Annotated in this window: 12 protein-coding genes; 8 read left to right on the top strand and 4 right to left on the bottom strand. The window is 71.2% G+C overall.

Annotated elements, in window-relative coordinates; all coding sequences use genetic code 11:
- Positions 1-133 precede the first annotated feature (133 nt).
- Both BM362_RS43260 and sigC read right to left on the bottom strand, forming a co-directional pair.
- Entirely contained in the window at positions 134-2,344 is a 2,211-nt protein-coding gene (locus BM362_RS43260; RefSeq protein ID WP_342029842.1) for a bifunctional copper resistance protein CopD/cytochrome c oxidase assembly protein, read from the bottom strand.
- 207 nt (positions 2,345-2,551) lie between these two features.
- A complete protein-coding gene (gene sigC, locus BM362_RS43250; protein ID WP_093577110.1) occupies positions 2,552-3,121 on the bottom strand; it encodes an RNA polymerase sigma factor SigC in 570 nt (189 codons plus the stop codon).
- A gap of 100 nt (positions 3,122-3,221) precedes the next feature.
- Between sigC and BM362_RS43245 the strand changes: the two genes are divergently transcribed.
- On the top strand, positions 3,222-3,962 hold the full coding sequence (locus tag BM362_RS43245; RefSeq protein ID WP_093577083.1) for a zf-HC2 domain-containing protein: 741 nt from the start codon (positions 3,222-3,224) through the stop codon (positions 3,960-3,962).
- 726 nt (positions 3,963-4,688) lie between these two features.
- Here the strand turns inward: BM362_RS43245 and BM362_RS43235 are convergent.
- Together BM362_RS43235 and BM362_RS43230 are read right to left on the bottom strand one after the other, a co-directional pair.
- Positions 4,689-5,297 carry a DUF5134 domain-containing protein gene (locus tag BM362_RS43235; protein WP_093577081.1) on the bottom strand — a complete coding sequence of 203 codons (609 nt, stop codon included), beginning with the start codon at positions 5,295-5,297 and terminating at the stop codon, positions 4,689-4,691.
- Positions 5,294-6,607, bottom strand: a complete 1,314-nt coding sequence (locus tag BM362_RS43230; RefSeq protein WP_093577080.1) for a PepSY-associated TM helix domain-containing protein — start codon at positions 6,605-6,607, stop codon at positions 5,294-5,296. The genes BM362_RS43235 and BM362_RS43230 overlap by 4 nt, the downstream gene beginning before the upstream one ends.
- Positions 6,608-6,798: 191 nt before the next feature.
- Between BM362_RS43230 and mftA the strand changes: the two genes are divergently transcribed.
- Genes mftA through mftD form a run of 7 tightly spaced genes read left to right on the top strand, consistent with a single transcriptional unit; the run spans position 6,799 to position 12,442 of the window.
- Complete coding sequence (gene mftA / locus BM362_RS43225) at positions 6,799-6,903, top strand: mycofactocin precursor MftA (RefSeq protein WP_067576399.1); 105 nt, start codon at positions 6,799-6,801, stop codon at positions 6,901-6,903.
- On the top strand, positions 6,893-7,186 hold the full coding sequence (gene mftB / locus BM362_RS43220) for a mycofactocin biosynthesis chaperone MftB (RefSeq protein ID WP_067576398.1): 294 nt from the start codon (positions 6,893-6,895) through the stop codon (positions 7,184-7,186). The genes mftA and mftB overlap by 11 nt, the downstream gene beginning before the upstream one ends.
- Positions 7,186-8,373: a mycofactocin radical SAM maturase gene (gene mftC, locus BM362_RS43215; protein ID WP_093577079.1), complete on the top strand. Its 1,188-nt coding sequence runs from the start codon at positions 7,186-7,188 to the stop codon at positions 8,371-8,373. The genes mftB and mftC overlap by 1 nt, the downstream gene beginning before the upstream one ends.
- A 1-nt stretch (position 8,374) precedes the next feature.
- Complete coding sequence (gene mftE / locus BM362_RS43210; RefSeq protein ID WP_093577078.1) at positions 8,375-9,064, top strand: mycofactocin biosynthesis peptidyl-dipeptidase MftE; 690 nt, start codon at positions 8,375-8,377, stop codon at positions 9,062-9,064.
- A complete protein-coding gene (locus BM362_RS43205; RefSeq protein ID WP_093577077.1) occupies positions 9,061-9,849 on the top strand; it encodes a mycofactocin-coupled SDR family oxidoreductase in 789 nt (262 codons plus the stop codon). The genes mftE and BM362_RS43205 overlap by 4 nt, the downstream gene beginning before the upstream one ends.
- Positions 9,846-11,273 (top strand): mycofactocin biosynthesis glycosyltransferase MftF, encoded by a 1,428-nt coding sequence (gene mftF, locus BM362_RS43200; protein WP_093577076.1) that lies wholly within the window; start codon positions 9,846-9,848, stop codon positions 11,271-11,273. The genes BM362_RS43205 and mftF overlap by 4 nt, the downstream gene beginning before the upstream one ends.
- Entirely contained in the window at positions 11,270-12,442 is a 1,173-nt protein-coding gene (gene mftD / locus BM362_RS43195) for a pre-mycofactocin synthase MftD (RefSeq protein WP_067576393.1), read from the top strand. Before mftF ends, mftD begins: the two co-directional genes overlap by 4 nt.
- Positions 12,443-12,444: the final 2 nt, after the last annotated feature.

Genomic DNA, 12,444 nt, shown 5'->3' with positions numbered 1-12,444 from the left:
GATCGCCGCCGCGGGTGGCGCGCGGGAACGCGATCTGCGGGCAGCCGGATTCGGCAGGCGACGGGCCGATGCCGGTCGTGCGGAACTCGGGGGTGACCGAACCCGATCCGCGCCGGCGGGCATCGGGCCGCGGCTACTGCCTTCTGGCCGCCAGGTTGGCGAGCATCGCGTTGTAGGCGGCGAAATCGTCGTCCTCGCCTTGGTCGAAGCGGCGGTCCAGCCGGGCGGCCTCGCGGTCGTCGTGGCGGCCCCACTGCACCAGCAGCGCCACGACGACCACGATCATCGGGATTTCCCCGGTGGCCCAGGCGATGCCGCCGCCGAGGCGTTGATCGGAAAGGAGGTCAGGCATCCACGGCAGAGAGAGGTAGCGGTAGAACGTCTCGGCGATCACCGCCTGCTTGTTCATCAGGATCACGCCGAAGAACGCGTGGAACGGCATCACCGCGAACATCATGCCGAGCCGTGCGAGATGCGGCATCGAACGCGGCGGACGGTCGACGCCGATCACCAGCCAGAAGAAAACGTAGCCGGACACGAGGAAATGGAGGTTCATCAGCTGGTGCGCCCAGTGGTAGCGCATCGCCTCGCCGAAGAGACCCGAAAAGTACAGCGCGTAGTACGAGCCGACGAACACCACCGACGCCACCAGCGGGTGCGCGACCAGGCGCGTGAACCGCGAGTGCAGGAGCGCCACGAGCCACTCGCGCGGACCGTCCGGCCCCTTGCCCGCCACCGGCAACGCGCGCAGCGCGAGGGTCACCGGTCCACCGAGCACGAGCAGCACCGGGGCGAGCATGGCCAGCGTCATGTGGATGACCATGTGCAGGCTGAAGGTTCCGGACGAGTACGTGCCCAGGCCGGACGACGTCGCGATCAGCACCGTCGCCCAGCCGCAGGTCCACGCCCAGAACCGGCCGCGAGGCCAGTCGTCGCCGCGATTGCGGAGGCGACGTGCTCCGGCTGCGTAGCCCGCGACCGCGAGCACCGCGACAACACCGAGGAGCAAGTCCGGACGCCAATCGAGGAAGAGACGCGCGAACGCGGGAGGGTCCGGCAGGTCGTACCCGAGCACGGTCTCGCCGACGGTCGCCGGATCGTCCACGAACGCCGGCGGCACCAGATGCGCCAGCCCGGCCGAGACGCCCATCGCCCCGGCCAGCACCACGACCTCCGCCACGAGAGCCGCCGTGCCGCCACTCGAACGACGGCGCGTTACGGCGATCAACGCCGCCAACACCATCGTGATCACGACCTTCACCCCGAGGAGCAAGCCATAGCCAGTAACCAATCCAGCCGGACGGGCAAGCGCCAGACCGTCGACGATCCCGGATGCGGCGAGCACGACGAGACACCACGTCGCCACCCGTCGATACCGGCGGAGCGCGACCTCTCCTGCCGCGCCTGAACCGCGGTGGACCAGCAGCGCGACCAGCGCCCCGGTCCACAATGCCGCCGCGATCACGTGCCACACCAACGCATTCGTGGCCAGGTCGTGCCACGCGCCGATGGAGACGTGCCCGGCGATCGCCCTCGGCGGCAACCCGACGAGAGCGAGGCCGAGCCACAGCACCGTGGTGCGCCAGGTCAACGTGCGCCAAACGCCGATCGCCACCACCGCGGCCACCGCCAGGACGCAGAGCCACGCCTTGGGTTCCTCCATGGCGTCGACGAGGACGGCGAGCTTCGCCAGATGCAACGCCTCGGAAACCGGCCGCCCTGATGCGTCAGCGGCGTCGAACGGCACCAGCACGGCGGCGGCGAGCGCCCAAACGCCCGCAGCACCCGCGGCGGTGCGAGTCGCCGCGTAACCGTCCGGGGAGAGCCGGCCCGCTTCGCCCGGCGGGCTCAGAAACGCCGCGAACACCAGCCCGCCGACGCAGACCACCCCGGCCGCGTCGGCGACCAACCGGAGCAAGGAGGAGCCCAAGGACGTCAGCGGACCAGGGACCGGGTTGCCGAGAGCGGCATAGACATCGCCCGCCGCGGCGACCACCGCCACCACGACCACCGCGGCAACCCCTGCCGCGGCAAGCAAACCCCGCCGGTGCGGGGCTGGAATAGTGCGCACAGCAGAGTGGTCGGGCGGAGATGGCGGCGAGTTCCCGCGACGCGGATCACGGTCATGATCCAGTTCTCGCGGCACGAACGACCCTGCCGGACCGGTTGACGGCTCTGGTTCTGGTTCCGGTTCCGGTTCCGGTTCCGGCTCCGGCTCCGGCTCCGGCTCCGGCTCCAGCTCCAGCTCCAGCTCCAGCTCCAGCTCCAGCTCCAGCTCCAGCTCCAGCTCCAGCTCCAGCTCCAGCTCCAGCTCCAGCTCCAGCTCCAGACGCGAGCGAAGCACCCAGCCCCGCGATCAGGTCACCGCCCGCGCCAGACGATCGCCGTCGAGCGAGCGGCCAGCGGCCACCGTCCGGCGAAACCCACCCGCCCGCCGGCTCCCTGGCGCGAGCAGCATCCTGCCCAGGCACCAAGCGAACCGCATGCTCGCCGAACGACCCGCTCCCCAGCCGGCAACCGCGCGATCCGACGAAGACCAGAACTCCCCGCGTCACATCGCGGTGTCGTTCTCCTCTTGGGCGCGCAGCAGATCGTCCCGGGCGCGGGACACCCGGGACCGCACCGTGCCGACCGGGCAGCCGCACACCTCGGCCGCCTCCGCGTACGACAGGCCCAGGAACTGGGTCAGCACCAGGGCTTCGCGGCGATCCTCGTCGAGGGTGTCCAGCAGCAGGCCCAGTTCGATCAGGTCCTCGAAGCCCGCCGTGTGTGTCCGGGCGGACTGTTCTTCGGCCGCACGCTGCCAGTCGGCCGTCGTGGATTCGCGGGGGCGGACCGAACGCGCGCGGATGCGGTCCACGACGACCCGGCGGGCGATGGACAGCAGCCAGGTCCGCGAGGACGACCGGCCCGCGAACCTCGGCAGCGAGCCGAACGCGCGCAGGTACGTTTCCTGGGTCAGGTCGTCCGCTTCGGCCGGGCTCGCGCGGTGGGCCAGGAACCGCCACGCGTCGGCTTGCGTCGCGCGGACCCAGGCTTCCAATGCGGTCCGGTCGCCGCGGCCGGCGGCGAGGGCCAGCGCGGTGATCCGCTCGTCGTCGTTGTCGCGGCCGGTGGACACGGACATCACGGTAGTCCATGCCCGTCCGGGACAGTCGCCTGACCAGGCCGGAGAAAAATCGCCGAACCCGCCGGGAACCGGGGCGCGCGTCCGAGCGACTATGACAGACGTGAGCTGTGAAATCTTCCGCGAAGCGCTGTCCGCGCGACTCGACGGCGAAGCGGGCCCGTTGCCCGAACCGCAGGTCGACCGGCATCTCGAGACCTGCGGGGCGTGCCGGAGCTGGTACGAGCGGAGTGCGACGCTGCGCCGTGCCCTGCTCGTCCGCAGCGCGCCCGAGGTGCCCGACCTCACCGGCCGGATCCTCGCCGAAACCCCGGCCCCGCCGCGGGAGAAATGGGGGCTGCGGGTCGCGCTGGGACTGGTCGGGCTGGTCCAGTGCGGGCTGGCGTTCGCGCAACTGCTCGGCATGGACAACGCCCACGGCGGCGGCGGTTTCATGGAAGGCCACCTGATCAACGAAAGCGCGGCCTGGAACCTCGCGGTCGGCGTCGGACTGCTGTGGGCGGCACTGCGCACCCGCGCGGCAGCCGGGCAGCTGCCGATGATCACCGGGTTCGTGATCGTCCTCGCGGTGCTCACGACCAGCGACCTGATCGGCGACCGGGTGACCGTCGCGCGGGTGCTGTCGCACGTCTTCCTCGTCGTCGGACTGGCACTGCTCTACGCCGTCCACCGGCAGCACCGGCTCCGGCACCAGCCCGGCCCCGACCTCGCCGGCACCGCCGACGACCCGGACCACGCCACCGTGCCGGCCCACGGTGCGCTCGCCCTGGTCCGCCCGCACCCGAAGCGCGGCCGCGACTCCCAACGCCCGACCGGACGGCACCGCGCCGCCTGACGCGCGCTCGCGCGGGAGCCCGGCCGGGAAAGCTCGCCCAGCCGGAAACCCGCGAGCACGGAATCCGCGCCGCCATCGCAGGGCCTGCGAACGACCTGAACCGCAACCCGGAGAGGCGGCCGCGCCGTCCGGAGCCGCCGCTGCCCGAGCGCGAGGGTCAGCCTTGAACTGCCCGAAAGTCTTCTTAGGCGGACAATCTAAGACGCAACCCGAGTCAACCCGCGAAGCTCTCTTACTCGCGGGCCTGGCCTGACCGCGAGACAACCGCGCTCTCCGAGATAACCAATCGGCGAAGACTGATCCGCTCAGCCCAGACAACAGGAACCGCGGATCCTGGCACTGACGGCACGAGCAAGCGCCTGCTCAACCCAGCCAAGCCCGCCCGAACACCAGGCTCTGCGAAGCACGCTCCGAGTGCTTCGCAGAGCCTGGCCACGCGACCCCGACAGCCCCCGCGCGAGCAAATCCCGCGAAACCGATCCGCCCGCCCAAGAGCGGGAACTGCGGACTCTTGCCCGCACGCTCCAAGATGCCCGCCGCCCAAGCCAAACCCGCCAGCTCGAACCCGTCGGCCTCGCCAACGGGACCCGCCCAACGACGGGCCCGCAACCTCTGGCACGCGGCCCAAAACAAGAGGCCCGCCGCAGCATGCCCGGCCACGACACCAGCCAGCCAAACCCCCTTCAGTACTGAGAAGCGGCGCACCGAACCACGCGCCGGACACGCTCAGATCATCGCTACCGCCATCACCGCCATCCCCAAGCTCATCACGCCTTCCATCACCAGCCCGGCCTCCCGCCGTCCGGGGCGGGCGACTGTCCGGGCGTGATCGATCGCCCTGGCCAGCCACGCGATCCCCGCCGCGAGAAAGACCACCGCCAGCACCACCGCGACCACCACTACCCGCGCAGGCGCGTGCCCGGTCATCGTCATGCCAGCGTCGCCCATGTCCATCCCGGCGTGCTCGCCGCCCATCGCGGTCGCGGACATCGTCATTCCCGCCATCGCCGACGGCATCACGAACGCCATCCACGCCATCCCGGCCATCATCAGCGCGTGGTGTGCTCCGGGCAGACGTCCGTGCCCGGATCCCAGTGCCGTGCTCACCGCGAACCATCCGGCGGCCACTGCGAACAGCACGACCTGCGGCATTCGCGCGAAACTCATCGTCGCAGGCCAAGCCATCGTGACCATCCCGACGCACATCGCCGTGTGGAGCGCGTCGGCCACTCGCCCGCTCAAGCCGGGACGCCGCGCGCATCGGTACAGGCAGAACATCCCCGCGGCCGCGAACAGCAGCGTGAGGATCCAGCGCAGACCCGGTTCGGCGATCATCGGGCGGTCTCCCGGCGCAGGCCCAGCAGGCAGTCCACCGCCAGGAATCCCAGCAACGACACCCCGAACACCGGCAGGAACCAGCCTGCCACCGCCAGTCCGACGAGCACCGGGGCCAGCACTCGCCCGGGGATCCGCCGCCACGCGCCCCGCACCGGCAGCCTGCCGAAACGACTCCGGCCCCGCAGCCACCACATCCGATACCCCCACCCCACAACGCACGCCAACGCCGCCCCGAGCACCGTCAGCGCCACCTGGTTCGCCACTCCGAACAACAACCCCATATGCGCGTCGATCCCCCACCGGCTCAGCTTCGCGGCCAGCGGGTAATCGGCGAACTTCAGCGTCCCGGTGATCTTCCCGGTGCCGGGGTCAACCGACATCGAGTCCTGTTTGGACGGCCAGCTCCGGCCGACCTGCTGCACCACGTAACCGCCGCCGGAAGGCGGCTGGATCTCCACCGGGTCGGACAGTCCGGCCCTCGCGGTCGCGTCGCGGACGGCCTGCCAGCCGACGTCGCCGGGAGACGGAGAGGCGGACGAGACCGACGGCGTCGTCCAGTCCAAAGAGGACCGGAGGCCGGTGATGTTCGCACCGGCGTGCAGCGACCACGTCAGCCCGGTGGCGGAAAGAAACAGCAAACCCGCGGCGATCCACAGGCCCGTCGAGCCGTGCCAGGAACGCAGCCGTCGCCGTCCGGGTTTGCCTGCCGACGGCAGCAGCACCGCACGCAACCGTCGACGGCGGCCCAGCCACAAAGCCACTCCGGCGAGGGTGATCACCCACAGCCAGCTTGCCGCGAGCTCGCTGTAGAGCCGGCCGAAGTCGCCGAGATGGAGGTTGCGGTGGAGGGTGTCGATCCAGCCCCGGACCGGCAGCGCCTGCCCGGAACCGTAGGTCTCCAGTGCGCCGCGGACCTCGCCGTCATGCGGGTTGACGAACACTGTGTACCGGTAGCTCGGCGCCAGCCCCGGACGGTCGAAGATCACCTGGGTGGTGTCGGTCGCGGACGGAGCCGGGCGGACGCCGATGACCTTCCCGTCCGGCACCTGACTGCGAGCGACGAGAACCTGCTGGTCGAGCGGTACGGCGTCAGCCGCGGCCGGGACGTGCAACTCGTGCGCGTAGACGGCCTGTTCCAGCTGCGGCGTCCACGCGTACGCGATCCCGGTCAGCGCAGCGACCAGAAGGAACGGGCCGACGAACACCCCGGCGTAGAAGTGCAGCCGCAGCACTAACGGCCGGACTGCCGCCCACCCCGCAGCTCGTGCCGGTTCCGTGCGTGGCGCGTCGTCGATGCCGATGGCCATCCTGCTCCCTTCGCGTGGTCCGCCTCCTGAGGAGTCGGACCGGCGGGCCAGTCGGTTCCCGGCGGCGGCGAACGCCCGTTCGGGTGCCCCGCGCCGGCGAAGCATTGCTTCTGGCACTCGGTGACAGTATTGTCGCCCTCACATTCGACACCAAGTGTCAAATATCGCCGTCACGAGACAAGGGAGTCACGATGAGCGAGTCGACAACCGCCGCCGAGACGAAGGCCGAAGAGGTCGTAGCCGACGAGTTGCTCGTCGAGGAGGTCTCCATCGACGGAATGTGCGGTGTCTACTGATCGCGGCGCCGCGGCGTTCGATCTGGACGGTGCTTGGGAACTGGACAGCCGGGTCTCCATCCGGCCGGAGCGGTTCGGCGCGCTGCTGTACCACTTCGGCACCCGCCGGCTGTCCTTTCTCAAGAGCCGCACCATGCTCGCCGCGGTGCAGGCGCTGACCGACCACCCCTCCGCCCGCGCCGCGTGCGCGCAGGCCGGGGTCGCGCAGGCGGAACTGCCCCGCTACCGCGCCGCCCTCGCCGCCCTCGCGGCGTCGGACATGATCCAACCGAGGAGCGTGTGATGCCGCTTGTCGACGAATTCCAGTTCGGGCTCGACGCGCCGATCTGCCTCACCTGGGAACTCACCTACGCCTGCAACCTCTCCTGCGTGCACTGCCTTTCCTCGTCCGGCCGCCGCGATCCGCGCGAGCTGAGCACCGAGGAGTGCAAGGCGCTGATCGACGAGTTCGAGCGCATGCAGGTGTTCTACGTGAACATCGGCGGCGGCGAACCGACCGTCCGGCCCGACTTCTGGGAGCTGGTCGACTACGCGACCGAGCACCACGTCGGCGTCAAGTTCTCGACCAACGGCATCAAGATCACCGAGGACGTCGCGCAACGGCTCGCCGGCAGCGATTACGTCGACGTCCAGATCTCCCTCGACGGCGCCACCGAGGAGGTCAACGACCACGTCCGCGGCCCCGGCTCCTACCGCACCGCGATCCGGGCGATGGAGAACCTCGCCGCGGCAGGGTTCGGGAACTTCAAGATTTCTGTCGTGGTGACCCGGCAGAATGCGGGGCAGCTCGACGACTTCAAAGCCATCGCCGACCGCTACGGCGCCCAGCTGCGGCTCACCCGGCTCCGCCCGTCCGGCCGCGGCGCGGACGTCTGGGACGAGCTGCACCCCACCGCCGCCCAGCAGCGGGAACTGTACGACTGGCTGGTCGCCCGCGGCGAAAACGTGCTGACCGGCGACTCGTTCTTCCACCTCGCGGGCTACGGCGACGGCGGCCTGCCCGGGCTCAACCTGTGCGGCGCGGGCCGGGTGGTGTGCCTGATCGACCCGGTCGGCGACGTCTACGCGTGCCCGTTCGCCATCCACGACACCTTCCTCGCCGGAAACACGCGCGGCGAAGGCGGATTCACCCGCGTGTGGCGCGAATCCGAGCTGTTCGCCGAACTGCGCAGCCCGCAGAGCGGCGGGGCCTGCACGTCGTGTTCGGCGTTCGACGCCTGCCGCGGCGGGTGCATGGCGGCGAAGTTCTTCACCGGGCTGCCGCTCGACGGTCCGGACCCGGAATGCGTGCGCGGCCACGGCGAACGCGCGCTGGCCGGGGTCGCCGCGGGCAGCGCGCCGAAACCGTCGCTGGACCACTCGCACCGCACACGCAAGCGCGAACCGGTGCCGGTGACCATCGGCATGCGCCGCCCGCCGGACCGGGCCTGCGACGAGAACCCGCTCGCCGGCTTCACTCCGGGCCGCTGAAATGCGCCTGGCCGATCTGTCGTCGCCGGACGTCGCCGAACACGCGGCGTCCGGCGCGATCCTCGCCGTGCCGCTCGGGGCCACCGAGCAGCACGGCCCGCATCTGCCGTTGAGCACGGACACCGACATCGCGACGGCGTTGTGCGAACGGCTTGCCGCGGAGCGGCCGGACGTGCTGGTCGCGCCAGCCGTGCCGTACGGATCGAGCGGCGAACACGCGGGCTTCGCCGGGACGTTGTCGATCGGGCAGGCGGCCACGGAACTCCTGCTCGTGGAGCTGGGCCGCTCGGCCTGCGAAACGTTCCGGCGACTGCTTTTCGTGTCCGCGCACGGCGGAAACGCGGCTTCGGTGACCCGCGCGGTCGCGACGTTGCGGACCGAATCGCGGGACGTCTCGATGTTCGAGCCGCGCTGGCAAGGAGATCCGCACGCCGGACGGCCGGAAACCGCTCTCCAGCTGGCTCTTCGGCCGGACGCGGTGCAGATGGGAAAAGCCGTCCCGGGAGACGGCCGTCCGCTGAGCGAACTGCTTCCCGCGCTGCGCAAGGGCGGCCTGAAAGCAGTGACCGGCACCGGGATCCTCGGCGACCCCACCGGCGCGACGGCGGACGAAGGGCGGGATCTCCTCGACGACCTCACGGCGCGGTTGCGAGCGCACGTGCACGACTGGACTTCCGTGGGGACGCGATGAAAGCCGCCCTCGTAACCGGCGCGGCGCGCGGCATCGGCGCAGCCACCGCGATGAAGCTGGCCGCACAAGGCTGGGCCGTGCTCGCGGTGGACGTCGCCGAAGACGACCCAGCACTCCCCTACCCCATGGGCAGCGGCGAAGAACTGTCCACAGTGGTCTCCAAGATCCGGGAAACCGGCGGCGTCGCCGAGGAATTCCGTGCAGACGTCCGCGACCGCACCCAACTGGCCACAGCGGCAGCAGAAGCGGAACAACGCTGGGGCGGCCTCGACGCGGCCATCGCGGCGGCCGGGGTGATCGCGGGCGGAGTGCCGCTGTGGGAAATGCCGCCCGAGCAAGAAGACGCTGTCCTCGAAGTCAACCTTCGCGGCGTCCTCAACCTCGTCCACGTCGCGATTCCCGCGTTGCTGCGCCGTCCGAAACCCCGCTCCGGCCGGTTCCTGGCCGTCGCGTCCGCAGCCGCCGCGCGCGGGTTGCCGACGCTCGCCGCGTACTGCGCGGCGAAAGCCGGTGTCGCCGGGCTGATTCGCGCGCTGGGCACGGAATTGGGAGACTCCGGCGTCACCGCGAACGCGGTCAGCCCCGGGTCGACCGACACGCCCATCCTCGCCGAGAGCGCCCGGCTGTACGACCTTCCTTCAGCACAAAGCTTCGCCGCACAACAACCTGTGCAGCGATTGCTCGACCCCGCCGAGGTCGCCGCCGTCCTGGCGTTCCTCGCCGGTCCGGAAAGCAGCGCGACGACCGGCGCGGTCATCCCGGTGGACGGAGGGCTGGCGTTGTGACCACCCCGCTGCCCGCCGGATTCCGCCTCGCCATCGACCCGAGCGTCAAACAACTCTCCGACGGCCTCCTCTTCGGCGGCTCCCCCGCTCGTGTCCTGCGGCTCAGGAAAGCCGGGCGGACGGCGTGGACACGCCTGGCGGACAATCCGGTCGAGACCTCGGCCGAAGGCGTCCTCGCCCGGCTGCTCACCGACGCCGGATTCGCACACCCGTTGCCACCGGCCAAAACCGCCGACGCAACCGTCGTGATCCCGGTCCGCGACCGCGCCGAGCTGCTCGGCCGCTGCCTCGCCGGGCTCGACGGCCGCTACCCCGCGCTGGTCGTCGACGACGGATCCGCCGACCCCGCTGCCATCGCCGCCGTCGCCTCCGCGCACGGCGCGAAACTCGTCCGCCGCGACGTCAACGGCGGACCAGGCGCAGCCCGAAACACCGCGCTGGAGCACGTTTCCACCGATCTGATCGCCTTCCTGGACAGCGATTGCGTCCCGTCGCCGGACTGGATCGACCGGCTGGCCGGGCATTTCGCCGACCCGCTCGCCGCCGCCGTCGCCCCGCGCGTCCGTCCCCTCGCCTCAGGCACCTGGGCCGGTCGCTACACCCGCGCCGCCAGCAGCCTCGACCTCGGCGCCGCCGCCGCCCGCGTCGCGCCCGGCACGCGACTGTCCTATGTGCCCACTGCCGCACTCCTGGTCCGGCGGACCGCGCTGGACTCCGTCGCCCGCGACGGTGCGGTCTTCGACCCGGCAATGCGCGTCGGCGAGGACGTCGACCTCGGCTGGCGGCTCCACGACGCCGGCTTCCGGATCCGCTACGACCCGTCCGCGCACGTCGGCCACCACGAACCGGCGACCTGGCGCGCGTTGCTCGGCCGTCGCGCCAGCTACGGCACTTCCGCCGCGCCGCTCGCCCTCCGCCGCCCGGCCGCGATGGCTCCGCTCGTCCTGCACCCGTGGCCGACGCTGACCGTCGCCGCTCTCCTGGCCCGCCGTCCGCTTCCGGCCGCCGCCGCGTTCGCGGGCGCAGTGCTGAGCATGGCCCGCGTGCTGCGCCAAAGCGAAGTGCCGACCCACGGCGTCCAGCGCGCGACGGCCACCGCCGTCGGCCAAACCTGGCTCGGATCCGGCCGTTACAGCACGCAATTCGCCGCTCCCCTGCTCGCCGCGCTCCTGCTGCCCGGCGGGCGGAAACGCTGGGGGCGGCGGGCCGCGATCGCGTCGCTGCTCGCCGGACCGCCGCTGGCCGCCTGGCTGCGGCAACGCCCCGATCTCGATCTCTTCCGCTACACCGCCGGCGCGGTCGCCGACGACCTCGCGTACGGCGCCGGGGTGTGGGCGGGCTGCCTCAATCACCGGACCGCGGTCCCGCTGCGGCCGCGCGTCACCTGGCGCCCTCTGCGCGTCGACCCGAAGGGAAAACGATGAGCACCACCTGGTTCGAATCCGTCGCCGAAGCACAGCGGCGGGCGAAGAAGCGCCTGCCCGCGTCCGTCTATTCGGCGCTGATCGCCGGTTCGGAAAAAGGGCTGACGCTGCAAGACAATCTCGTCGCCTACGACGAACTGCGGTTCGCCCCGCGCACCGCCGGACTGCCCGGCGAACGCGATCTGAGCACGAACGTGCTCGGCCGCGACGTCGCGCTGCCGGTGCTGATCTCGCCGACCGGCGTGCAGGCCGTGCACCCCGACGGCGAGGTCGCGGTGGCTCGCGCGGCCGCGGCACGCGGGACGTCGATGGGGCTGTCGTCGTTCGCAAGCAAACCCGTCGAGGAAGTGGTGGCCGCCAACCCGAACACGTACTTCCAGGTGTACTGGACCGGCAGTCGCGACGACATCCTGCGCCGGCTCGACCGGGCCAGGTCGGCGGGCGCGGCCGGGATCGTCCTCACGCTCGACTGGTCGTTCTCGCACAGCCGCGACTGGGGCAGCCCGCACATCCCGGAGAAGATGACGCTGCGCGAGCTGATCCGCTTCGCGCCCGAGGGCATGATGCATCCGCGCTGGCTGCTGACCTACGCCCGCACCAAGAAACTGCCCGACCTCAGCGTCCCGAACATGGCCGAGCCCGGCACGCCGATTCCCACGTTCTTCGGCGCGTACGGCCAGTGGATGCAGACCGCGCCGCCGACCTGGGAGGACGTGAGCTGGCTGCGGAAGCAGTGGGACGGGCCGTTCCTGCTGAAGGGGGTGTACCGCGTCGACGAGGCGCGCCGCGCGGTCGACGCCGGGGTCAGCGCGATCTCGGTGTCCAACCACGGCGGAAACAACCTCGACGGCACCCCCGCCACGATCCGCGCGCTGCCCGCGGTCGCGGACGCAGTCGGGAACGAGGTGGAAGTGTTGCTGGACGGCGGAATCCGGCGGGGCAGCGATGTCGTGAAGGCGCTCGCGCTCGGGGCGCGTGCGGTGCTGATCGGGCGCGCGTACCTGTGGGGCCTCGCCGCGGGCGGACAGGCCGGGGTGGAGAACGTGCTGGACGTCCTGCGCAACGGCATCGACTCGACGCTACTCGCGCTGGGACACCGCAGCGTGCACGACCTGAGCCGCGAGGATCTCATCGTTCCGGAGGGGTTCGAGCGCCGGATCGGGGCTTGAAT

Source organism: Amycolatopsis rubida, from assembly GCF_900115345.1.
GTDB classification, from domain to species: domain Bacteria; phylum Actinomycetota; class Actinomycetes; order Mycobacteriales; family Pseudonocardiaceae; genus Amycolatopsis; species Amycolatopsis rubida.
The sequence above is the reverse complement of the archived record's forward strand: the minus strand, read 5'-3'. Positions and strand labels throughout refer to the sequence as shown.